The 22,053-nt window shown below is 67.0% G+C and carries 20 protein-coding genes; 12 read left to right on the top strand and 8 right to left on the bottom strand.

Annotated features, from left to right (window positions below; translation table 11 throughout):
- Positions 1-13 precede the first annotated feature (13 nt).
- The 7 genes from N7L95_RS01240 to N7L95_RS01210 all read right to left on the bottom strand — a co-directional run bounded on the left by N7L95_RS01240 (position 14) and on the right by N7L95_RS01210 (position 6,479).
- Positions 14-1,051 (bottom strand): phenylalanine--tRNA ligase subunit alpha, encoded by a 1,038-nt coding sequence (locus N7L95_RS01240; protein ID WP_301258006.1) that lies wholly within the window; start codon positions 1,049-1,051, stop codon positions 14-16.
- A 155-nt stretch (positions 1,052-1,206) separates the two neighbouring features.
- Positions 1,207-1,566 (bottom strand): 50S ribosomal protein L20, encoded by a 360-nt coding sequence (gene rplT, locus N7L95_RS01235; protein ID WP_301258005.1) that lies wholly within the window; start codon positions 1,564-1,566, stop codon positions 1,207-1,209.
- A gap of 22 nt (positions 1,567-1,588) precedes the next feature.
- The gene (gene rpmI, locus N7L95_RS01230; RefSeq protein ID WP_265402130.1) at positions 1,589-1,792 is read right to left on the bottom strand and encodes a 50S ribosomal protein L35; all 204 of its coding nucleotides are present in this window, start codon (positions 1,790-1,792) and stop codon (positions 1,589-1,591) included.
- A 163-nt stretch (positions 1,793-1,955) separates the two neighbouring features.
- Positions 1,956-2,492, bottom strand: coding sequence for a translation initiation factor IF-3 (gene infC / locus N7L95_RS01225; RefSeq protein WP_301258004.1), 537 nt, complete (start codon positions 2,490-2,492; stop codon positions 1,956-1,958).
- A gap of 103 nt (positions 2,493-2,595) precedes the next feature.
- Positions 2,596-4,515, bottom strand: a complete 1,920-nt coding sequence (gene thrS, locus N7L95_RS01220; RefSeq protein ID WP_301258003.1) for a threonine--tRNA ligase — start codon at positions 4,513-4,515, stop codon at positions 2,596-2,598.
- Positions 4,516-4,851: 336 nt separating this feature from the next.
- Entirely contained in the window at positions 4,852-6,141 is a 1,290-nt protein-coding gene (aceA, locus tag N7L95_RS01215) for an isocitrate lyase (RefSeq protein ID WP_301260232.1), read from the bottom strand.
- A gap of 167 nt (positions 6,142-6,308) precedes the next feature.
- Complete coding sequence (locus N7L95_RS01210; protein WP_301258002.1) at positions 6,309-6,479, bottom strand: hypothetical protein; 171 nt, start codon at positions 6,477-6,479, stop codon at positions 6,309-6,311.
- A 39-nt stretch (positions 6,480-6,518) separates the two neighbouring features.
- Between N7L95_RS01210 and N7L95_RS01205 the strand changes: the two genes are divergently transcribed.
- Complete coding sequence (locus N7L95_RS01205) at positions 6,519-7,442, top strand: agmatinase (RefSeq protein WP_301258001.1); 924 nt, start codon at positions 6,519-6,521, stop codon at positions 7,440-7,442.
- Between the two features lie 45 nt (positions 7,443-7,487).
- Here the strand turns inward: N7L95_RS01205 and N7L95_RS01200 are convergent, their stop codons facing one another.
- Complete coding sequence (locus tag N7L95_RS01200) at positions 7,488-7,967, bottom strand: Lrp/AsnC family transcriptional regulator (RefSeq protein ID WP_301258000.1); 480 nt, start codon at positions 7,965-7,967, stop codon at positions 7,488-7,490.
- 163 nt (positions 7,968-8,130) lie between these two features.
- Here N7L95_RS01200 and aptA point away from each other — a divergent pair, with 163 nt between their 5' ends.
- The 11 genes from aptA (at position 8,131) to N7L95_RS01145 (ending at position 21,925) form a co-directional block, all read left to right on the top strand.
- The gene (gene aptA, locus N7L95_RS01195) at positions 8,131-9,444 is read left to right on the top strand and encodes an omega-aminotransferase AptA (protein WP_301257999.1); all 1,314 of its coding nucleotides are present in this window, start codon (positions 8,131-8,133) and stop codon (positions 9,442-9,444) included.
- Positions 9,445-9,495: 51 nt separating this feature from the next.
- A complete protein-coding gene (locus tag N7L95_RS01190; RefSeq protein WP_301257998.1) occupies positions 9,496-10,818 on the top strand; it encodes an NAD(P)/FAD-dependent oxidoreductase in 1,323 nt (440 codons plus the stop codon).
- Between the two features lie 145 nt (positions 10,819-10,963).
- Positions 10,964-11,749, top strand: a complete 786-nt coding sequence (locus N7L95_RS01185) for a gamma-glutamyl-gamma-aminobutyrate hydrolase family protein (RefSeq protein WP_301257997.1) — start codon at positions 10,964-10,966, stop codon at positions 11,747-11,749.
- Between the two features lie 86 nt (positions 11,750-11,835).
- A complete protein-coding gene (locus tag N7L95_RS01180; RefSeq protein WP_301257996.1) occupies positions 11,836-13,203 on the top strand; it encodes a glutamine synthetase family protein in 1,368 nt (455 codons plus the stop codon).
- A gap of 46 nt (positions 13,204-13,249) precedes the next feature.
- A complete protein-coding gene (locus tag N7L95_RS01175) occupies positions 13,250-14,656 on the top strand; it encodes an aspartate aminotransferase family protein (protein ID WP_301257995.1) in 1,407 nt (468 codons plus the stop codon).
- 85 nt (positions 14,657-14,741) lie between these two features.
- Positions 14,742-15,869, top strand: a complete 1,128-nt coding sequence (locus tag N7L95_RS01170; protein ID WP_435870048.1) for a polyamine ABC transporter substrate-binding protein — start codon at positions 14,742-14,744, stop codon at positions 15,867-15,869.
- Positions 15,870-16,010: 141 nt separating this feature from the next.
- The gene (locus N7L95_RS01165; RefSeq protein WP_301257994.1) at positions 16,011-17,108 is read left to right on the top strand and encodes an ABC transporter ATP-binding protein; all 1,098 of its coding nucleotides are present in this window, start codon (positions 16,011-16,013) and stop codon (positions 17,106-17,108) included.
- Positions 17,109-17,116: 8 nt separating this feature from the next.
- Positions 17,117-18,058, top strand: coding sequence for an ABC transporter permease subunit (locus tag N7L95_RS01160; RefSeq protein ID WP_435870114.1), 942 nt, complete (start codon positions 17,117-17,119; stop codon positions 18,056-18,058).
- Positions 18,055-18,909 (top strand): ABC transporter permease, encoded by an 855-nt coding sequence (locus N7L95_RS01155; RefSeq protein ID WP_301257992.1) that lies wholly within the window; start codon positions 18,055-18,057, stop codon positions 18,907-18,909. Before N7L95_RS01160 ends, N7L95_RS01155 begins: the two co-directional genes overlap by 4 nt.
- Positions 18,910-18,953: 44 nt before the next feature.
- Positions 18,954-20,384 (top strand): DUF3138 family protein, encoded by a 1,431-nt coding sequence (locus N7L95_RS01150; RefSeq protein ID WP_301257991.1) that lies wholly within the window; start codon positions 18,954-18,956, stop codon positions 20,382-20,384.
- A gap of 38 nt (positions 20,385-20,422) precedes the next feature.
- Positions 20,423-21,925: an aldehyde dehydrogenase gene (locus N7L95_RS01145; RefSeq protein ID WP_301257990.1), complete on the top strand. Its 1,503-nt coding sequence runs from the start codon at positions 20,423-20,425 to the stop codon at positions 21,923-21,925.
- Positions 21,926-22,053 lie beyond the last annotated feature (128 nt).

The raw sequence follows: 22,053 nt of genomic DNA, 5'->3' as shown, positions 1-22,053 counted from the left end.
GTCGGATCCTTGACTACTTGAACTGCGACAGGAAGCGCAGGTCGCCGTCGAAAAACAGGCGCAGGTCGTTGACGCCATAGCGCAGCATGGCCAGGCGGTCGATGCCCGAGCCGAAGGCGAAGCCGATGTAGCGCTCCGGGTCCAGGCCCATGTTGCGCACCACCTGCGGGTGCACCTGGCCCGAGCCGGACACCTCCAGCCAGCGGCCCTTCAGCGGCCCGCTGTTGAACATCATGTCGATCTCGGCGCTGGGCTCGGTGAAGGGGAAGTAGCTGGGCCGGAAACGGATCTGCATGTCGTCCGTCTCGAAGAACTCGCGCAGGAAGCTCACATAGACCGACTTCAGGTCCTTGAAGCTGACGTTTTCGCCCACCCACAGGCCTTCGACCTGGTGGAACATCGGCGAATGGGTGGCGTCGCTGTCGACCCGGTAGGTGCGGCCGGGCGCGATCACGCGGATGTCGGGCATCGACTGCCCCGCATCCAGCCGCTCGCGGTAGCGCTTGACATGCTGCACCGCATGCCGGATCTGCATCGGGCTGGTGTGGGTGCGCAGCAGGTGGCCGCCTTCGACATAGAAGGTGTCGTGCATCGAGCGCGCCGGATGGTCGGCAGGCGTGTTCAGCGCGGTGAAGTTGAACCAGTCGGCCTCGATCTCGGGGCCATCGGCCACCTCGAAGCCCATCGAGGCGAAGATCGACTCGATGCGCTCCATCGTGCGCGTCACCGGATGCAGGCCGGCCACGCCGCGCTTGCGGCCGGGCAGGCTCACGTCGAGCGATTCGGCCTTCAGCTGTTGTTCCAGCTCGGCCTCGGCCAGGGCCTGGCGGCGCTCGTTCAGCGCGGCCTCCACCTGCTGCTTCGCCACGTTGATCGCGGCGCCGCGCAGCTTCTTGTCCTCGGGCGGCAACTGGGCCAGGCCCTTGAGGAGTTCGGTCAGGCGGCCGGCCTTGCCCAGGTAGCGCGCCTTCGCGTTCTCCAGCTCGGCCGGCGCATGCGCCTGGCCAAACTCGGAACGTGCCTCGGCCACCAGTTGATCAAGCTCGTTCATGCTTAACAGTCAGTCGAACACGCGGCTTGCGCCGCCTGCTTCATGGGGTCTGGACATAAAAAAAGGCCGCACCAGGTGTCGGCCTTTCATGCTGGCCCCGGTCTCCCGGGGACACTGCAGTGGTCGGGAGCGGTCTCCCGACAGGATCACGGCAATCAAGCAGCGAATTGAGCCTTCACCTTTGCGACGATGCCGCCAAAAGCAGCCGGGTCGTTCACAGCCATGTCGGCCAGCACCTTGCGGTCGATCTCGATCGCCGCCTTCTTCAGGCCGTTCATGAACTTGCTGTAGGTGATGCCCTGCTCACGGGCCGCCGCGTTGATACGGGCGATCCACAGGCGGCGGAATTCACGCTTCTTGGCACGGCGGTCGCGGTAGGCGTACTGGCCGGCCTTCATCACCGCCTGCTTGGCGATGCGGAATACGTTCTTGCGGCGACCGCGGAAGCCCTTGGCCAGGGCCAGGATCTTCTTGTGGCGGGCGCGTGCGGTTACACCACGTTTAACGCGAGGCATGTATCTTCTCCTTCAACCTAGATTACAGGCCAGCGAAGGGCATCATCTGAGCGATGTGACCCATGTTGGTCTCGTGCACGTTGGCAGCGCCACGCAGATGGCGTTTGCGGGTCGTGGACTTCTTGGTGAGGATGTGGCGCTTGAACGCTTGGCCGCGCTTGACGGTGCCACCCGGGCGAACGCGGAACCGCTTGGCCGCGCTCTTCTTGGTCTTCATTTTGGGCATGACTGCTCCTTTTTCGTTGTGCCCGTGAGGCGCCGCGAACCTCTCGCGGTCTTGCCGGCCCCGGGCCACTTGCCTCACCCGCGGCGACCAAACCATGGGCAAGGTATCGAAACTTGCTGAGAAAGGCTCCTGCAGGGAGCCCGTCCGACGCTCGTCTGTTGCTTTACTTCTTCTTCTTGGGCGCCAGCACCATGATCATCTGGCGTCCTTCCAGCTTGGGCATGTTCTCGACCACCGAGACGTCGGTCAGGTCGTCGCGCACCCGCTCCAGCAGGCGCATGCCCAGTTCCTGGTGCGTGATCTCGCGGCCGCGGAAACGCAGCGTGACCTTGCCCTTGTCGCCTTCTTCAAGGAAGCGGCGCAGGTTGCGCAGCTTGATCTGGTAGTCGCCCTCGTCGGTGCCGGGGCGGAACTTCACTTCCTTGATGTCGATGACGTGCTGCTTCGCCTTGGCTTCGGCCGCCTTCTTCTGTTCCTGGTACTTGAACTTGCCGTAGTCCATCAGGCGGCAGACCGGAGGCGTGGCCGTCGCTGCAATCTCCACCAGGTCGACGTCATGCTCCTGGGAGAGCCGCAGTGCTTCCTGCAGGCTCACGATACCGAGCGGCTCATTGTCGGGCCCGTTCAGCCGGACTTCCGGCGCGGTGATTTCCCGATTCAGGCGGTGCTTGCGCTCCACATTGGGAGTGCGTCGGTCCATGAAAGTAGCGATGGCTCAGATCCTCAGGGGTCCCACCCCATAAACAAAAAACACATGGCTCGCCAGGTCAGGCGGTAGGCAGCCCCTGGGAGGGCCGCCGGCGTCACACCTTTTGAGCGATGTCGCTTGCAATCTTTTGGGAGAAGCTGTCGAGGGACATCACACCGAGGTCTTGGTTGCCTCGGGCACGTACCGCGACGGTTCCCGCCGCCTTCTCCTTGTCACCGACAACGAGGATGTAGGGAACCTTCTGCATTGAATGCTCGCGGATTTTATACGTGATTTTTTCGTTGCGCAAATCGGCCTCAACCCTAAGTCCTTGTTTTTGCAGCGTTTTGACGATCTCTTTCACGTAGTCCGCCTGCGCGTCGGTGATATTGAGCACCTTGACCTGCTCCGGAGCGAGCCAAACCGGCAGCGCGCCAGCATGTTGCTCGATCAGGATGCCGATGAAGCGCTCCATGCTGCCGACGATCGCGCGGTGCAACATCACCGGCTCACGGCGCTCGCCGGATTCCGTGACGTATTCCGCACCCAGCCGCCCGGGCATCGAGAAGTCGACCTGCATCGTGCCGACCTGCCACTGCCGGCCGATCGCGTCCTTCAGCGTGTACTCGATCTTCGGACCGTAGAAGGCCCCATCGCCCGGCGCAATGCTGAACTCGCAGCCCGAGGCGCGCAGGCTCTCCATCAGGGCGTGCTCGGCCTTGTCCCAGTTCTCGTCGGAGCCGATGCGGGCTTGCGGCCGCGTCGCCACCTTGTAGATGATCTCGGTGAAGCCGAAATCACGGTAGACCTTCTGCAGCAAGGCCGTGAACTCGCGGCACTCGGGCAGGATGTGCTCCTCGGTGCAGAAGATGTGGCCATCGTCCTGCGTGAAACCGCGCACCCGCATGATGCCGTGCAGGCCGCCGCTCGGCTCGTTGCGGTGGCACTGGCCGAATTCGCCGTAGCGCAGCGGCAGGTCGCGGTAGCTCTTGATGCCCTGCTTGTAGATCAGCACATGGCCCGGGCAGTTCATCGGCTTGAGCGCGTAGTCCCGCTTCTCGCTCTCGGTCGTGAACATGTTCTCGCGGTACTTGTCCCAGTGGCCGGTCTTCTCCCACAGGCTGCTGTCCAGCAACTGCGGGCCCTTGACCTCGCGGTAGCCGTTGTCGCGATAGACCGCCCGCATGTACTGCTCGACACACTGCCACACCGCCCAGCCCTTGGGATGCCAGAACACGACGCCGGGCGCGTGGTCGTCGATGTGGAACAGGTCCAGCTCACGGCCAAGGCGGCGATGGTCGCGCTTCTCGGCTTCCTCGAGCATGTGAAGGTATTGCTGCAGCTCATCCTTGGTGGCCCAGGCCGTGCCGTAGATGCGCTGCAGCTGCTCGTTGCGGTGGTCGCCGCGCCAGTAGGCGCCAGCCACCTTCATCAGCTTGAAGTGCTTGAGCTTGCCCGTGCTCGGCACGTGCGGGCCGCGGCACAGGTCGGTGAAGCCGCCCTCGCTGTACAGCGAGACGTCCTCATTGGCCGGGATGCTCGCGATGATCTCGGCCTTGTAGTGCTCGCCCAGGCCCTTGAAGTACGCCACCGCCTCGTCGCGCGGCAGCACCCGGCGCTCGACCTTCTCGTCCTTCTTCGCCAGCTCGGCCATCTTCTTCTCGATGGCCTGCAGGTCCTCGGGCGTGAAGGGGCGCTTGTAGGAAAAGTCGTAGTAGAAGCCGTTCTCGATGACAGGGCCGATGGTCACCTGCGCCTCGGGGAACAGCTCCTTCACGGCGTACGCCAGCAAGTGCGCCGTGGAATGGCGAATGACGTCCAGGCCGTCGGCGTCCTTCTCGGTCAGGATGGCCAGCGCCGTGTCCTGCTCGATGCGGTAGCTGGTGTCCACCACCTTCGCCGCATCACCCTGCCCCACCCGGCCGGCAAGCGCGGCCTTGGCCAGGCCGGCGCCGATGGACGCCGCGACTTCCGCGACGGTGACGGGGCCGGGGAACTCACGCTTGGAACCATCCGGCAACTGAACTGAAACCATCTTGACCTCTCATGGCGCCCTGCATGCGGCGCAGAAAACAAAAAAAGCGCGGGGGTCGCCGCGCTTTCATGGGTTCGAAATAGACAAACGCAAGCCGCGGCCGACCGACTAGACCTCAGTAAAAGGGGTGGTCGTAGTTCGCGGTGTCATAACCCGTGTGCCTTTCTCGCTCTTGCTGGTGAAAGATGGGACCGATTCTACCGCAGCATGGACAAAAATGCCCGGCAGCTTGCACAGCGGCCGGGCCAATGCATCCAGTCAGATGCTTCGCGAGCTTCTCACACTTCGGGCGGCCGCTGGCAGCAGCCGCCCGCCGGGGAGGCGGTCAGGCTGGGGTCAGCCGTGTTTCTGGTCGAAGAACTGCTCGTCTTCGGTCGAGCCCTTCAGCGCGGCGGTCGAGGCTTCGCGCTCGATCGTGGTGGTCACGGCATCGAAGTAGCCGGTACCGACCTCGCGCTGGTGCTTCACCGCGGTGAAGCCCTTCTCGGCGGCGGCGAACTCGGCTTCCTGCAGTTCCACGAAGGCGCTCATCTGGTTGCGGGCGTAGCCGTGGGCCAGGTTGAACATCGAGTAGTTCAGGCTGTGGAAGCCAGCCAGCGTGATGAACTGGAACTTGTAGCCCATCGCGCCCAGCTCGCGCTGGAACTTGGCGATGCTGGCATCGTCGAGGTTCTTCTTCCAGTTGAAGGACGGCGAGCAGTTGTAGCTCAGCAGCTTGCCCGGGAATTGCTTGTGGATGGCTTCGGCGAACTTCTTCGCATAGGCCAGGTCCGGCTTGCCGGTTTCGCACCAGATCAGGTCGGCGTACGGCGCATAGGCGAGGCCACGGCTGATGGCCTGCTCCAGGCCCGGCTTGGTGCGGAAGAAGCCTTCCACGGTGCGCTCGCCGGTGGTGAAGGGCTTGTCGTTGTCGTCCACGTCGCTGGTCACCAGGTCGGCGGCTTCGGCGTCAGTGCGGGCGATCAGCACGGTCGGCGTGCCCGACACGTCGGCAGCCAGGCGAGCGGCCACCAGCTTGGCGACGGCTTCGCGGGTCGGCACCAGCACCTTGCCACCCATGTGGCCGCACTTCTTCACCGAGGCCAGCTGGTCCTCGAAGTGCACGCCGGAAGCACCGGCCTCGATCATGGCCTTCATCAGCTCGAAGGCGTTCAGCACGCCGCCGAAGCCAGCCTCGGCGTCCGCCACGATGGGCGCGAAGAAGTCGATGTCGTTCTTGCCCTCGGACCACTGGATCTGGTCAGCCCGCTGGAAGGTGTTGTTGATGCGCTTGACGACCTGCGGCACGGAGTTGGCCGGGTACAGCGACTGGTCCGGGTACATCTCGCCGGCCAGGTTCGCATCGCCCGCCACCTGCCAGCCCGACAGGTAGATCGCCTTCAGGCCGGCCTTGACCTGCTGCATCGCCTGGTTGCCGGTCAGCGCGCCGAGGGCATTCACGAAGGGCTCGGTGTTGACGAGTTGCCACAGCTTCTCGGAACCCCGCTTGGCCAGCGTGTGCTCGATCTGCACCGAGCCGCGCAGGCGCACCACGTCGGCGGCGCTGTAGCCGCGCTTGATGCCTTTCCAGCGGGGGTTCTCGGCCCAGTCCTTCTCAAGGGCGGCGGCTTGCTGTTCGCGGGTCAGGTTCGTCATGTAGACCTCCGGTAGGTGAAAAACAGGTGTGTTGATGGACTCAAGCTTAAGAGTCATCACCGGATTTCGCGACACTTATGTCTTATATAAGACACGAACCTTTGTCCTGGAAAATCAACGACTTAACGATTTCATTTCGGGATGTGGAACTTGTTTTTTCACAATGAAAGATTTTTCCGCACTGCACCAATGCGCAGTTCCATGATGTGAAACGAGAGTTCCTGAATATGAAAAGGGACCGGGGTGGCGGCAACACCAGCGTCATCAACGAGCGACAGGCCAAGCCCCCACGCTTCGGCCCGGTTGTCCCGGTGGCAGGACGCTTCCATGAGAAGCTGCCTCCCTCCTGCATCGCTGCCTGCCTGCCGATGAGCCACTTCCCTTTCCTCTCACAATCCACCTTCTTGAGCGTGCCGGGCGGCGCTACGGGACGGCCCTATGCGGTGGCGGGCCTCGCCTGGGACGGCGCCGTCACCCACCGGCCGGGGGCCCGCTTCGGGCCTCAGGCCATACGTGCCGCGAGCCACCTGCTCTGCGACGGCATCCATCCCCACTTCGACCTGTCGCCCGGGCCCTGGTTGACGGACCTCGGCGACCTCGCCCTGCCCAACACCGGGCTCGCCGCCATGCGGGCCGCCATGGCGCCGCTGGTGGAGGCGCTGATTCGCCGGCACCACATGGTGTGGCTGGGAGGTGACCATTCCATCACCCTGCCTCTTTTGCGAGCCTACCGGGCCTGGCTGGGGCGGCCGCTCGCGGTGCTGCACCTCGACGCGCACTGTGACACCTGGCAGGACCACTTCGGTGAGCCGAGCGGCCATGGCACCTGGGTCTATGAAGCGATGCAGGAAGGCCTGGTGGTGAAGGAATGCTTCGTACAGGTGGGCATCCGCTCTGCCGGCGAACGGCAGGCGCGAGACCATGTGCGGGACCAGGGCGGCTTGATCTTCACCGCCCGCCAGTTGCGCGGACTGGAAAGCCCGACCCACCTGGCCCCGGTGCTGCAACAGCTGCGCGAGCGCCTGGCCGCGCATGGCAGGCCGCCGCTCTACCTCAGCCTGGATATCGATTGCCTCGACCCTGCCTGGGCACCCGGCACCGGCACGCCGGAACCAGGCGGCATGAGTACCGGCCAGGTGCTGAGCCTGCTCGAGGAATCGGCCGACCTGCCGTGGGTCGGGATGGACTGCGTCGAGGTGGCGCCGCCTTACGACCACGCGGACCTGACAGCGCAGGCGGCAGCCCACTTTGTCTGGACCTATCTCTGCGGCCGGCTCGCCGCCGCGGGCTGAGACCGGCGCCCCCGTGCCGCGCCGCCGGGCGGCGCACGGCCAGCCTCACAGTGGCAGCGCCGTCGTCCGCTTGACGGTGCGCAGCACCAGCATGGAATTCGACCTCACCACGCCGGGCAGGCGGGCCAGCACCTCGGCATGGAACTGCTCCAGGTCCTCGGCGTCGCGATAGGTGAAGCGGATCAGGTAGTCATTGGTGCCGGCCACGTAGAAGCAATCGAGGATCTGCGGCTCGTCGCGTACGGCCTGCTCGAAGACACGCAAGGTGTCGGGCGTCGTGCGCTCGATGTTGACGATGGTGTACGAGGTGCCTGGCTGGCCCACGGCCTTCGGATTCAGCAAGGCCACGTACTGAGCGATGACGCCGCGCTCTTCCAGTTGCCGGACCCGCCGCAGGCAGGCCGACGGCGACAGGTGCACTCGCTCGGCGAGCTCCACGTTGGACAGCCGCGCGTCGCTCTGCAGCACCGCCAGGATGGCGCGATCGATGGCATCGAGTTGCGACTCTCGGGAGGGGCTTCGCATGAAATTGCAATGAAGCTTCGCTTGTTCGCATGATATGCGAACACCTCCCTGCTGACACCTCGATTGCGCAACCCAATTGCTGGCGTCACCGCCTAGACTGTTTCTCAGCCCGGACGTGACGCAGTTCATGATGGGCCCGCCCTTCAGCCAACAGATCCGCCCCATGCATCAAGACCTCGACGCCTACTGGATGCCCTTCACGGCGAACCGCCAGTTCAAGAAGTCCCCTCGCCTGCTGTCCCGTGCCGAGGGCATGCATTTCTGGACGCCCGAGGGCCGCCAGGTGCTGGACGGCATCGCCGGCCTCTGGTGTGTCAACGCCGGCCACGCGCGCCCGCGCATCGTCGAAGCGATCCAGCGCCAGGCCGGCGAACTCGACTACGCGCCGCCTTTCCAGATGGGCCACCCCAAAGCCTTCGAGCTGGCGCAACGGCTGGTGCAACTCACGCCAGAGGGCCTGAACAAGGTCTTCTTCACCAACTCCGGCTCGGAAGCGGTGGAAACCGCCCTCAAGATGGCGATTGCCTACCACCGCGTGCGCGGTGAAGGCCAGCGCACCCGGCTCATTGGCCGCGAGCGCGGCTACCACGGCGTCAACTTCGGCGGCATTTCGGTGGGTGGCATGGTGGCCAACCGCAAGATGTTCGGTACCTTGCTCGCTGGCGTCGATCACATTCGCCACACCCACGACCCGCAGCGCAATGCCTACTCGCGCGGACAACCGCAGCACGGCGCGGAGTTCGCAGACGACCTGGAGCGCCTGATCGCGCTGCACGACGCGTCCACCATCGCGGCCGTCATCGTGGAGCCGGTGGCCGGCTCCACGGGCGTGCTGATCCCGCCGCAAGGCTACCTGCAGCGACTGCGCGAGATCTGCGACAAGCACGGCATCCTGCTGATCTTCGACGAGGTCATCACCGGCTTCGGCCGCCTGGGCTCCCCCTTCGCGGCCGAACACTTTGGCGTGACACCCGACCTGATGACGGTCGCCAAGGGCATCACGAACGGTTGCGTACCCATGGGGGCGGTATTCGCGCGCCAGACCATTCACGACGCGTTCATGAACGGGCCGGAGCACCTGATCGAGTTCTTCCACGGCTACACCTACTCGGCGCACCCGCTGGCCTGCGCGGCGGCCCTGGCCACGCTGGACACCTACCAGGAGGAAGGCCTGCTCACCCGTGGCCGCGGCGAACTGGCCGAGTACTTCGCCGACGCGGTGCACGGCCTCAAGGGCCTGCCGCACGTGGTGGACGTGCGCAACATTGGGCTGGTCGGCGCGGTCGAGCTGGCGCCCCTGGCCGGCGAGCCGGGCAAGCGGGCCTTCTCCATCTTCCTCGACTGCTGGGAAAGCGGCGTGCTGATCCGCACCACCGGCGACACCATCGCCCTGTCGCCACCGCTGATCATCGACAAGCCGCAGATCGACCAGCTGGTGGGCAGCATCGCCGAAGCGCTCAGGCGCAGCGCCGGCTGACAACGCCGCCCCTCCTCCACTGCAGCAGGACTCCGCCTAGCGATACAGCCCATGCACCTGCACCGCGCCGACCGGGAACTCACGCGCAATTCCTACTACGCGGCCACCGCCAGGCGCGAGGTGAACTACCCCGCGCTGCAGGGCGACATGCAGGTGGATGTGGCGGTCGTCGGCGGCGGGCTGGCGGGCCTGTCGGCCGCGCTGGAGCTGGCTGAGCGCGGCCTGTCGGTGGTGGTCCTGGAGGCCCGGCAGGTGGGCTGGGGCGCCTCCGGCCGCAACGGGGGCCAGGTGATCCACGGCCTTGCCTGCGACCAGCCCAAGATCGAAGCGCAGCTCGGCATGGCCGATGCGCGGCGGATCTGGGACATGTCGATCGAGGCCATCGAGCTGATCCACGAGCGCCGCACGCGCTTCGGCATCGACTGCGAATGGCAGCCCGGCTTCCTGAGCCTGGCCGTCAATGCCCGCAAGGCCCACCGGCTGCGCGCGGGACAGGAGCACATGGCCCGCGCCTACGGCTACCCGTCCACCTGGATACCGCACGAGGAATTGCCCCGGTGGATCAACAGCCCGCGCTTCCACAGCGGGGTGCACGATCCGCGCTCCGGCCACCTGCACCCCCTCAAGTACTGCCTGGGGCTGGCCCGCGCCGCCACCGCGCTGGGTGCGCGCATCCACGAGGACAGCCCGGTGCTGCGCATCGAGCCCGGTACCCGCTGCACCGTCCACGCGCGCGGCGGCACGGTGCGGGCAGCGCATGTGCTGCTGGCCGGCAACGTCTACCTGCAGGGGCTGGCCCCCGAGCTGGAGCGACGCATCATGCCGGTGGGCACCTATGTGGTGGCCAGCGAGCGGCTGGGCGAGGACCGGGTGGCCACGCTCATCCCGTCCCGCTCCGCCGCCTGTACCACCGATTTCGTGCTCGACTACTTCCGCCCGACGCTCGACAGTCGCCTGGTGTTCGGCGGCGGCGTCAGCTACAGCACGATGACGCCTTTTCGCATGGCGGCGGGGCTGCGACGGCGGCTGGTCAAGAGCTTCCCGCAGCTGAAGGAGGTGCGGGTCGAATACGCCTGGGGCGGCTTCGTGGACATCTCGATGAACCGGGCTCCCGATTTCGGGCGGCTGCCCCTGCACGGTGCAGCGGCCCGCCACGGTGCACGCAACATCTATTACCTGCAGGGCTTCTCGGGCCACGGCCTGGCCCTCACCGGACTGGCCGGCAAGCTGGTCGCCGAAGCCATCACCGGCCATGCCAGCCGCTTCGACGTCTTCGCCCGCCTGCGGCATCACCCCTTCCCCGGCGGCGCCTGGCTGCGCATGCCGGCGCTGGTGCTCGCCATGGCGTGGTACCGCTTGAGGGACCTGCTGTGACCCGCCGGCGCTCACCCCTGGGTTCCCACTTGATTGACAGCGGTGTGCGGTTTGGCACACTTATTGCACCGGCCGGCCAGGTATCGCGCCGGCTCCCGTCAGCCCAGTGCGTCGGGTCGCAAGACCGGAATCACGCAGCAAGCTTATGACCTTCATTTCCGCTCCCCGCCAGTCCCGCCGCCCCGTGGTGCTGGTACCCGCCTGCAACAAGCACCTCGGCCACCATGCCTTCCACGTGGCCGGCAAGAAGTACGTCGATGCGGTGCGCCTGGCCGGCTGCCTCCCCCTGGTGGTGCCCGGCGAAGCACCCGAGGCGGCCGACGAGCTGCTGGATCTGGCCGACGGCGTGCTGCTCACCGGCTCGGTCTCCAATGTGCACCCCAGCCATTTCGGCGAGGCGGTGCACGACAGCCGCCTGCCGCTCGACCCCGGCCGCGATGCCTGGACACTGGCCCTGATCCCCGCCGCACTGCAGCGCGGCGTGCCGCTGTTTGCCATCTGCCGTGGCCTGCAGGAAGCCAACGTGGCGCTCGGCGGTTCGCTGCACCAGGCGGTGCAAGAGCAGCCTGGCCTGCAGGACCACCGCTCGCGGGACGAGGACAGCGTGGAGGTGCAGTACGGCATGGCCCATGCCGTGCGGGTGGAAGCCGGCGGCGTGCTGGAGGCGGTGGTCGGCCAGCGCGAGTTCCAGGTCAACAGCCTGCACGGACAGGGCGTGCGCCAGCTGGCGCCCGGCCTGCGGGTGGAAGCCACCGCGCCGGACGGGCTGATCGAGGCCTTCTCGAGTGCCGAGGCGCCCGGCTTCAACCTCTTCGTGCAATGGCATCCCGAATGGCAGGCCGCCGACAACCCGGTGTCGCTGCGCCTCTTCCGCGCCTTCGGCGAAGCCTGCCGCGATTACCGTGATCGTCCCCGCGACCCGATGACCTAGCGCCGCTTCGCTGACCGAAGAAGCCGTCGAGAGGAATCCAGATCAACAGGCGGGCCTCGGCCCGCACCGGAAAAAAACGGGGATGTATGGTGGTTCGAGACAACTTCACTTTCAGCGAACTGGAGCAATGGCTCAACGAGCGCCGCGTGACCGAGATCGAGTGCCTGGTGCCTGACCTCACCGGCGTGGCGCGGGGCAAGATCCTGCCGCGCGAGAAGTTCACGGAAGACCGCGGCATGCGCTTGCCCGAGGCGATCGTCGCGATCGGGGTGACCGGCGAGTTCCCCGAGCAGGGGCCCTACTACGACGTGATCACGCCCACCGACCGCGACATGCACCTGCAGCCCGATCCGGCCACGGTGCGCATCGTGCCCTGGGCGGTCGACCCCACGGCCCAGGTCATCCACGACTGCTTCGACCGCGAGGGCCGCTTGATCCCCTACGCGCCGCGCTCGGTGCTGCGGCGCATCTGCAATCTGTTCGATGCCGAGGGCTGGCTGCCGGTGGTGGCACCGGAGCTCGAGTTCTACCTGATCGAGCGCAGCACCGACCCCAACCAGCCGCTGAAGCCGCCGCGCGGGCGCAGCGGGCGGGCCGAGACCTCGCGCCAGGCCTACTCCATCGATGCGGTCAATGAGTTCGACCCGCTCTTCGAGGACATCTACGACTACTGCCAGCAGATGGAGCTGAACGTGGACACGCTGATCCACGAAGTCGGCGCGGGGCAGATGGAGATCAACTTCTTCCACGACCATCCGTTGCAGCTGGCCGACGAGGTGTTCTTCTTCAAGCGCACCATCCGCGAGACCGCGCTGCGCCACGAGATGTATGCCACCTTCATGGCCAAGCCCATGGCCAACGAGCCGGGCAGCGCGATGCACGTGCACCAGAGCCTGATCGACAAGGCCACAGGCCGCAACCTGTTCAGCAACCCCGATGGCAGCGCCTCACAGGAGTTCCACTGGTACATCGGGGGGCTGCAGCGCTATGTGCCGGCCGCCATGGCCTTGTTCGCGCCCTATGTGAACTCCTACCGCCGCCTGGCCCGCTCCACGGCGGCGCCAATCAACATTCAGTGGGGCACCGACAACCGCACGGTGGGCATCCGCTCGCCGGTGGCCAACCCGGCCGCCCGCCGCATCGAGAACCGGGTGATCGGCGCCGATGCCAATCCCTATGTCGCGCTGGCCGCCACGCTGGCCTGCGGCTGGCTGGGCATCAAGAACCGCATCGAGCCGACCCCCGAGTGCAAGGGCGACGCCTACCTCGGCGAATACACCTTGCCACGCAGCCTCAGCGAGGCCCTCAGCCGGCTGAGAAGCGAAACCGACTTGCACGAGGTGCTCGGCCACGAGTTCATCACCGTCTATTGCGAGGTGAAGGAAACCGAGCATGAGGAGTTCATGAAGGTGATCTCGCCCTGGGAGCGCGAGCACCTGTTGCTGCATGTGTGAGCGGCCGACGCACCCCGGTCCCCACCGCCTTTTCCAGGAGACACCCATGAGCGCTGCACTTGCGCCCCGCGCCCCCGCTGCCACCCGCAGCACCCGCGACTGGCAGGCCGCCGATGCGGCCCACTTCCTGCATCCCTTCACCGACTTCCAGTCACTTGCCAGGAAGGGCTCACGCATCATCACCCGGGCCGACAACATCTACCTCTGGGACAGCGAAGGCCACAAGATCCTCGACGGCATGAGCGGCCTGTGGTGCGTCAACGTCGGCTACGGCCAGCAAGCCCTGGTGGAGGCGGCCACCCGGCAGATGCAGGAGCTGCCCTTCTACAACAGCTTCTTCCAGACCACCACCCCGCCTGCGGTGGAGCTGGCCGAGCTGCTGGCCAGCGTCACGCCGCCGCAGTTCCAGCACGTGTTCTTCTCGGGCTCTGGCTCGGAAGGCAACGACACGGTGGTGCGCATGGTCCGGCGCTACTGGGACCTGCTGGGCCAGCCGCAGCGGCAGGTGATCATCAGCCGCAAGAACGCGTACCACGGCTCCACCATGGCAGGTGCCTCGCTCGGCGGCATGAGCGCGATGCACGCGCAGGGCGGCCTGCCGATTCCCGGCATCGTGCACATCGAGCAGCCCTTCTGGTGGCAGCTGGGCCGTGGCATGAGTCGTGACGACTTCGGCCGGCAGGCCGCCGCCTGGCTGGAAGAGAAGATCCTGGAACTCGGCGCCGACCGGGTGGCGGCCTTCATCGGCGAGCCGATCCAGGGCGCCGGCGGCGTCATCATCCCGCCCGAGACCTACTGGCCGGAGGTGCAGCGCATCTGCGACCGCCACGGCATCCTGCTGGTCAGCGACGAGGTCATCTGCGGCTTCGGCCGCACCGGCCACTGGTTCGGCTGCGAGCGCTTCGGCACCCGGCCGGACCTGATGACCTTCGCCAAGGGGGTTACCTCAGGCTATGTGCCGCTGGGTGGGGTGATGGTGGGCGAGCGCGTCGCCCGCGTGCTCATCGAGCAAGGCGGCGAGTTCGAGCACGGCTACACCTACTCCGGCCATCCGGTGGCCTGCGCGGTGGCGGTGGCCAACATCCGACTGGTGCAGCAACTGGGCCTGGTGGAGCGGGTGAAGAGCGAAACCGGCCCGCATCTCGCCAAGCTCTACCAGGGCCTGAAAGACCACCCGCTGGTGGGCGACGCCGAGACTTGCGGCCTGATGGGCGCCCTGCAGCTGGTGAAGGACAAGGAACGCAGCCTGGCCTTCCCCGAGGAGCAGGCGGTGGGCATGCTGTGCCGCGCGCATTGCTTCGCCAACGGGCTGATCATGCGGGCGGTCGGCGACCGCATGATCGTCGCGCCGCCGCTGGTGATGACCACCGCGCAGATCGACGAGATGGGCGGGCTGATCCGCCTGTGCCTGGACAAGACCTGGGCCGAGCTGAAGGACAAGGGCTGGCTGTGAAGCCCGCCACCGCAGGCACCCTGCAGTCCGGCGCCGGTGCCCGCGGCCACCGAGACATCGAACACCACCCGACGGAGGAACCCCGATGACCCGCCACTCCTTGCACCGCCTGGCTGCCATGCTGGGCCTCGCCAGCGCTGTTGCCGCTCCCCTGCTGCCACAGGGCGCCCTTGCCCAAGAGGAGGAGAAGGTCCTCAACGTCTACAACTGGTCGAACTACATCGCGCCCGACACGCTGGCCAACTTCGAGAAGGAGACCGGCATCAAGGTGCGCTACGACAACTTCGACAACAACGAGATCGTGCACGCCAAGCTGGTGGCGGGCAAGACCGGCTATGACGTGGTGGTGCCCTCGTCCTACTGGGCCAAGCTGCAGGCCGATGGAGGCCTGCTGCGCAAGCTCGACAAGGCCCAGCTGCCCAACCTGAAGCACCTCGACCCGGCACTGCAGGCACAACTCGCCAAGCTCGATCCCGGCAACCAGTACCAGGTCAACTGGCTGTGGGGCTTCACCACGGTGGGCATCAATGTCGACAAGGTGAAGGCCGCGCTCGGCGACCTGCCAATGCCCGACAACGCCTGGGACCTGTTGTTCAAGCCGGAGTACATCTCCAAGCTCAAGTCCTGCGGGGTCAGCATGCTCGACGGCGCCAGCGAAGTGGTGCCGTCCGCCCTGCACTACCTCGGCAAGCCGCCCTACAGCCGCAACCAGGCCGACTACCAGGCGGTACCGGCGCTGCTGAAGAGCGTGCGCCCCTATGTGACGCTGTTCAGCTCGTCCGGCTACATCAACGACATGGCCAACGGCTCGATCTGCGCCGCGCTGGGCTGGTCCGGCGACATCAACATCGCCCGCCAGCGCGCCATCGACGGCAAGACCGGGCAGAAGATCGAGGCGCTGATCCCGAAGAGCGGCGGTCTCCTCTTCTTCGACGTGATGGTGATTCCGGCCGATGCCCCGCATCCGGGCAACGCCCACAAGTTCATCAACTACATCCTCAGGCCGGAAGTGCATGCGAGCCTGACCAACAGCGTCTTCTACGCCAACCCGAACAAGGATTCGCGGCCCTTCGTGAAACCCGAGGTGGCGAGCAACCCGACCGTGTTCCCCAGCGACGACGACATGAAGCGCATGAGCGCCCCCGATGCGCTGAGCAACGACATCCGCCGGACCGTCACGCGGATCTACACCTCGTTCAAGACCGGCCTGTGAGCCGGGCCGGCACCCAGCGGTGTCACTCGCCATACCCACGGGAGGGGGCATGACCCAAGTACACACCGGGCCGGCACGGCCGGGCCAGGCCGCGGCCGCCCTGGGGCGAGATGCCGGGCGCGCACCGGCGAGGGACCGCCGATGACCGCCGCCGATCCGGGCGCCTATCTGCAGATCCGCGGCGTGGTGAAGTCCTTCGGCGGAGTGAAGGCGGTCGACAGCGTGAGCGTGGACATCGCCAAGGGCGAGATCTTCGCGCTGCTCGGCTCCTCGGGCTGCGGCAAGACGACGCTGCTGCGCATGCTGGCCGGCTTCGAGACGCCCGACGCCGGCAGCATCGTGCTGGACGGCCAGGACCTGGTGCCGCTGCCGCCCTACGAGCGGCCCATCAACATGATGTTCCAGTCGTATGCGCTGTTCCCTCACCTGACGGTGTGGGACAACATCGCCTTCGGTCTGCGGCGCGACGGCCTGCCACGCCAGCAGGTGGCCGAGCGGGTCGAGGCCATGCTGAAGCTGGTCCAGCTCGGCCCCCAGGCGCGCCGCCGCCCGCACCAGCTCTCCGGCGGCCAGCAGCAGCGGGTGGCGCTGGCGCGCAGCCTGGCGAAGCGGCCCGCGCTGTTGCTGCTGGACGAGCCGCTCGGCGCGCTCGACCGCAAGCTGCGCGAGGCGACGCAGGTGGAGCTGGCCCACATCATCGAGCAGGTGGGTGTCACCTGCGTGATGGTCACCCACGACCAGGAGGAGGCCATGACCATGGCCTCGCGCATCGCGGTGATGAGCGAAGGCCGGCTACTGCAGGTGGGCGCCCCCGGCGAGATCTACGAGACGCCGTCGTCGCGCTTCGTGGCCGACTTCATCGGCAATGTCAACCTGATGGCCGGCAGCGTGGTGGAAGACGAGCGCGACCATGTCGTGATCGCCTGCCCCGACTGCCGGCACTATGTCGGCCACGGCATCACCGGCAGCCGCGGCATGCCGGTCACGGTGGCGCTGCGGCCGGAGAAGATCCGCCTCTCGCGCCGCGCCCCCGAAGGCGAGTACAACCGCGTGCAAGGCACGGTGCAGGCCTTGTCCTATTTCGGCAGCTACACGCTCTACCAGCTGAAATTGCCCAGCGGGGCGATGCTGAAGGTGCAGCAAAGCCATGTCGAGCGCCATCCCGACGATGCCCTGGCCTGGGGCGATGCAGCCTGGGCCTGCTGGTCGGATTCGGCCCAGGTCGTTCTCACCCAGTGAGGCGCATGATGCCTGTCGCGGTGTCCCCTGCGAAACCAAGGTCCCGGCCCGGCCGCGGCCGGCTGGCGGTGATTGGCCTGCCTTATGGCTGGCTGCTGGTGTTCTTCCTGCTGCCCTTCCTGATCCTGGTGAAGATCAGCCTGTCCGAGATGGACACCGTGGTGATCAAGGACCTGATCACCTGGGCCGACGGGCGGCTGCAGCTGACCGTCACGGGGGCCAACTTCGGCTACATCGCGCAGGACCCGCTCTACCTCGAGACCTACCTGGCCAGCCTCAAGTACGCCGGCATCACCACCGCCTGCTGCCTGCTGCTGGGCTACCCGTTCGCCTACTTCATGGCCCGGGCGCGCAGCACGGTGCAGCCCGCCCTGCTGATGCTGGTGATGCTGCCGTTCTGGACTTCTTTCCTGCTGCGGGTGTATGCCTGGAAGGGGCTGCTGGGCGAGCACGGCTGGGTCACCCAGGCCCTGGCAGCGCTTGGCATCAACAGCCTGCTGGCCCGCGCCGGCCTGGTGCCCGACGCCGCTCAGCTGATGAACACGCCCTTCTCCCTGCTGGTGGGCATGGTCTACACCTACCTGCCCTTCATGATCCTGCCGCTCTATGCGCACCTGTCGAAGATGGACATGCGCCTGCTGGAGGCGGCCCTGGACCTGGGAGCCACACCGTGGGTGGCCTTCTGGCGCATCACGGTGCCGCTGTCCAAGGCCGGCATCATCGCCGGCTCGATGCTGGTGTTCATCCCCTGCGTCGGCGAATTCGTCATTCCCGAGCTGCTGGGCGGGCCGCAGACGCTGATGATCGGCCGCGTGCTGTGGGACGAGTTCTTCAGCAACAACGACTGGCCGATGGCCTCCGGCCTGGCGGTGGTGATGATCCTGCTCATCATCGTTCCGCTGGCCCTGTTCCACCGCTACCAGGCACAGTCCCGGGAGGCCGGCCAATGAGCCGCACCACGCCCCGGCAGGCCGGCCGCCGGCTTGGCAGGGCCTGGCTGCTGCTCGGCTTCGCCTTCCTCTACCTGCCCATCGTGGCACTGGTGCTCTATTCCTTCAGCGACTCGCCGGTGCCCACCCGCTGGGGCGGCTTCACGCTGAAGTGGTATGCCGCGCTGGGCCATGACCGGGAGATGCTCAACGGGTTGTGGCTGTCGCTGCAGATCGCCTTCCTCACCGCCTGCGGGGCGGTGGTGCTCGGCACGCTGGCCGCGTTCGCGCTGGTGAAATACCGCCGCTTCCGCGGCCGCACCCTGTTCTCGGGCATGGTGAGCGCGCCGCTGGTGATGCCGGAAGTCATCGTCGGCCTCTCGCTGCTGCTCATGCTGGTGTCGGTGCAACGGGTGCTGGGCTTTCCCGAACGCGGGCTGCTGACCATCTGGCTGGGCCACCTCCTGGTCGGCATGGCCTACGCCACGGTGGTGGTGCAGGCGCGCCTTCAGGAGATGAACCCGCAGCTCGAGGAAGCCGCGATGGACCTCGGCGCACGCCCCGGCCAGGTCTTCCTGCTGGTGACGCTGCCGCTGATGGCGCAGTCGCTCGCCTCGGCCTGGTTGTTGACCTTCACGCTGTCCCTCGACGACGTCGTGCTCTCGGCCTTCCTCTCGGGGCCCGGTGCCACCACGCTGCCGCTGGTCATCTTCTCGCGCGCCCGCCTCGGGCTGGACCCGAGCGTCAATGCGATCGCCACCGTGCTGGTGTCGGTGGTGGCGGTGGGCGTGGCCGGTGCGAGCTACCTGATTGCGCGCGCCGAACGCGAGCGCCTGCGAGCCGCCTCGCAGGCGCAGCGCGCTTCCGGATGAGCTGTCCTGCCCTTCTTTCCGCCCAAAGACCTAGGAGGATTCCGATGACACCCTGGAAGCACCCCGCGCTGGCCGCCGCGCTGGCCGCCGGACTGGCCGCCCCGGTCGGCGCACAGACGACGCAGGACGACCTGCTGAAGGAACTGCGCGCGCTGCGCGAGCGCGTCAACGAACTCGAGCGCAAGGTCCGGGAGCAGGAGGCCCGCCCCACCCGGCCGGCCGCGCCGGCCCCCGCTCCCGCGGCGGCGGCGCCCGCTGAGACCGGCCCTGCCGGCATGACGGCGGAACAGCAGCAGGAGTTCAACCGCATCGCCCTCAAGACCGAGGCGCTGGAGGACAACCAGGAGCGCGCCGGCTTCAAGGGCTTGAAGATCAGCGGCTACATGGACCCGGCCTACATCTACAACCGCCGGGCCGACCGGGCGGGCTTCCAGTTCCTCAACCGCATCGACGATGAAGACAACGGCGGCTATGCGTACGACAACTCCTATTTCGGCGCCGCGGTGCTCGACCTCATCAAGGAGACCGACAGCAACACCCGCTGGCGCCTGACCCTGGCGCCCAACCGGGGCGTCGGCACGGCGTTCAACGGCAATTCCATCGTGCAGGAAGCCTCGGTGTCCGTGCCCCTCAGCGACCTGCAGACGCGCGTCATTGCCGGCCAGTTGCCGGACTGGTCAGGCTACGAGTTCCTGCCCGCCCCCCAGAACAAGCTCATCACGCACAACCTGCTGTTCGACTTCACGCTGCCCACCGCCTACACCGGCGTCGGTATGGAGCTCACCCGCGGCAAATGGCTGAGCAAGGTGATGCTGGCCAACATGAACGCCAGCCGCCGCAGCCCCGGCAACAAGGCACCGGTGCTGGCCTACCGCATCGACTATGCACGCGGCGAGTTCCAGGGCTTCGGCTTCGCCGGCGTGCACGGCAAGGCCGCCAATTTCACCGAGAACGTGCTCGACGCCGACGGCAACCCCGTCGGCCAGCCCGACTCCACCGTGCACCTGTTCGAGTTCGACGCCTACTTCATCCGGGGCGACTGGACCGTGCAGGGGCAGGTGTCGGTCGGCACGCAGAAGAAGGCCGCCATCACCCCCGACCCCGACAGCGGCGCATTGCGAGACTCGCGCTGGTGGGGCCTGTCCACGCTGGCGGCCTACAAGTTCACCCCGCGCCTGGAGGGCATTGCGCGGCTGGACTACCTGAACAACAAGAAGCACGGCGGCGGCTTGCTCGGCTACTCCACGGCCGACGACCACAACGGCGTGGGCCCCGCCCCCAATGGCGACCCGGAGCGGGGGGCCAACCGCTATGCGCTGAGCCTGGGCACCAGCTATCTCCTGAACCTGAACACCACGCTGAGGGCCGAATACCGGCTGGACCGCGCCAGCGTGCCGGTCTTCCTCGACGAGGATAGCGGCCTGTACAAGAAGTCCAACCACCTGCTCGGTGCCTCGGTGCTCGTCAGCTTCTGACCACCCCGAGGCGCCGGCCCTTGCCAAGGAGCGACGACATGGACACCTCCCCGCCCATCGACTGGCACGAGCGGGCCCGCTCACTGCAACCGGACGGGCGCGCCCTGATCGACGGCCAGCGCCTGGCGGCCGCCGCCGGCGACAGCTTCGACAAGCACTCGCCCATCGACGGCCGCCGGCTCACTGCCATTGCGCGCGGCCGCGAGGCCGACATCGACCGGGCCGTGGCGGCCGCCCGCCGCGCCTTCGACGACGGCCGCTGGGCGCGCCAGCCGCCTTCGGCACGCAAGAAGGTGCTGCGCCGCTTTGCCGAGCGGGTGCTGGCCGCCGCCGATGAACTGGCCCTGCTTGAAACCCTCGACATGGGCAAACCCATCCGCTACAGCCGCACGGTGGACGTGCCCGCCACCGCCAACTGCATCGCCTGGTATGCCGAAGCAATCGACAAGGTCTACGACGAGATCGCCCCCACCGGGCCGCAGGCGCTGGCCCTCGTCACGCGCGAGCCGGTCGGGGTGGTGGGCGCCATCGTGCCCTGGAACTACCCGATGATCATGGCGGCCTGGAAGCTCGGGCCGGCGCTGGCCACCGGCAACAGCGTGGTGCTCAAGCCATCGGAGAAGTCGCCGCTGACCGCGTTGCGGCTCGCGGAGCTGGCGTTGGAGGCCGGCCTGCCGCCGGGCGTCTTCAATGTGGTGCCAGGCTATGGCCATGAAGCCGGTGAAGCGCTCGCCCTGCACGCCGGCGTGGATGCCATCGGCTTCACCGGCTCGACGCGCATCGGCCGCCGCATGCTGGAATACGCCGGCCGCTCCAACCTCAAGCGGGTGTACAACGAGCTGGGCGGCAAGTCGGCCTTCATCGTCTTTCCCGACTGCAGCGACCTGGAACGCGCTGCCGCAACGGCGGCCGGCTCGATGTTCTTCAACCAGGGCGAGTCCTGCAACGCACCGTCGCGCCTGCTGGTGCAGGCCGGCCTGGCCGACGAGTTCGTGCAGCGGGTGACGGCGCTGGCACCACGCTTCCAGCCCGGCGACCCGCTGGACGATGCCACCCAGATGGGTGCGCTGGTCGACGAGACGCAGCTGCGCACCGTGCTCGGCTACATCGATTCCGGCCACCAGGAGGGGGCCCGCTGCCTGGCCGGCGGCCAGCAGGCGCGTGGCGACAGCGGTGGCTACTATGTCGAGCCGACGGTGTTCGACGCCGTGCGCAATGACATGCGCATTGCACGCGAGGAGATCTTCGGCCCGGTGCTCAGCGTGATCCGCTTCAACGACGAGGCCGAGGCCATCCGCCTGGCCAACGACACCAGCTATGGCCTGCAGGCCAGCGTCTGGAGCGGGCAACTCGACCGGGCCCACCGCGTGGCCCGCGCCTTGCGGGCCGGCACGGTGCATGTGAACCAGTACGACGAGGACGACATCACCGTGCCCTTCGGCGGCTACAAGCAGTCAGGCAACGGCCGCGACAAGTCGCTGCATGCGCTGGAGAAGTACACTGAGCTGAAGACCACCTGGCTGCGCATCGACGCCGGCTGAAGTGACGCCGTCTTGCTGTCGAGGTCGATCGCGCCGCGTCCAGGCTGACGGGCGCGGCAAAGGCCGGGGCGGGTGCACGAAGGTCCTGCGGGGATCGCCCATCTACGGCATCATGCCCCCGGTCCGCG

The sequence above is a fragment of the Eleftheria terrae genome (genome assembly GCF_030419005.1).
GTDB classification, from domain to species: Bacteria; Pseudomonadota; Gammaproteobacteria; order Burkholderiales; family Burkholderiaceae_C; genus Caldimonas; species Caldimonas terrae.
Note: the sequence above shows the minus strand (reverse complement) of the source record. Positions and strands in the feature narration are given on the sequence as shown.

Bases quoted from the DNA above. Each gene is read 5' to 3' on its own strand.
- N7L95_RS01240 (WP_301258006.1), bottom strand. From the start codon at position 1,051: ATGAACGAGCTTGATCAACTGGTGGCCGAGGCACGTTCCGAGTTTGGC.
- rplT (WP_301258005.1), bottom strand. From the start codon at position 1,566: ATGCCTCGCGTTAAACGTGGTGTAACCGCACGCGCCCGCCACAAGAAG.
- rpmI (WP_265402130.1), bottom strand. From the start codon at position 1,792: ATGCCCAAAATGAAGACCAAGAAGAGCGCGGCCAAGCGGTTCCGCGTT.
- infC (WP_301258004.1), bottom strand. From the start codon at position 2,492: ATGGACCGACGCACTCCCAATGTGGAGCGCAAGCACCGCCTGAATCGG.
- thrS (WP_301258003.1), bottom strand. From the start codon at position 4,515: ATGGTTTCAGTTCAGTTGCCGGATGGTTCCAAGCGTGAGTTCCCCGGC.
- N7L95_RS01210 (WP_301258002.1), bottom strand. From the start codon at position 6,479: ATGGAAGCGTCCTGCCACCGGGACAACCGGGCCGAAGCGTGGGGGCTT.
- N7L95_RS01205 (WP_301258001.1), top strand. From the start codon at position 6,519: ATGAGCCACTTCCCTTTCCTCTCACAATCCACCTTCTTGAGCGTGCCG.
- N7L95_RS01200 (WP_301258000.1), bottom strand. From the start codon at position 7,967: ATGCGAAGCCCCTCCCGAGAGTCGCAACTCGATGCCATCGATCGCGCC.
- aptA (WP_301257999.1), top strand. From the start codon at position 8,131: ATGCATCAAGACCTCGACGCCTACTGGATGCCCTTCACGGCGAACCGC.
- N7L95_RS01190 (WP_301257998.1), top strand. From the start codon at position 9,496: ATGCACCTGCACCGCGCCGACCGGGAACTCACGCGCAATTCCTACTAC.
- N7L95_RS01185 (WP_301257997.1), top strand. From the start codon at position 10,964: ATGACCTTCATTTCCGCTCCCCGCCAGTCCCGCCGCCCCGTGGTGCTG.
- N7L95_RS01180 (WP_301257996.1), top strand. From the start codon at position 11,836: ATGGTGGTTCGAGACAACTTCACTTTCAGCGAACTGGAGCAATGGCTC.
- N7L95_RS01175 (WP_301257995.1), top strand. From the start codon at position 13,250: ATGAGCGCTGCACTTGCGCCCCGCGCCCCCGCTGCCACCCGCAGCACC.
- N7L95_RS01170 (WP_435870048.1), top strand. From the start codon at position 14,742: ATGACCCGCCACTCCTTGCACCGCCTGGCTGCCATGCTGGGCCTCGCC.
- N7L95_RS01165 (WP_301257994.1), top strand. From the start codon at position 16,011: ATGACCGCCGCCGATCCGGGCGCCTATCTGCAGATCCGCGGCGTGGTG.
- N7L95_RS01160 (WP_435870114.1), top strand. From the start codon at position 17,117: ATGCCTGTCGCGGTGTCCCCTGCGAAACCAAGGTCCCGGCCCGGCCGC.
- N7L95_RS01155 (WP_301257992.1), top strand. From the start codon at position 18,055: ATGAGCCGCACCACGCCCCGGCAGGCCGGCCGCCGGCTTGGCAGGGCC.
- N7L95_RS01150 (WP_301257991.1), top strand. From the start codon at position 18,954: ATGACACCCTGGAAGCACCCCGCGCTGGCCGCCGCGCTGGCCGCCGGA.
- N7L95_RS01145 (WP_301257990.1), top strand. From the start codon at position 20,423: ATGGACACCTCCCCGCCCATCGACTGGCACGAGCGGGCCCGCTCACTG.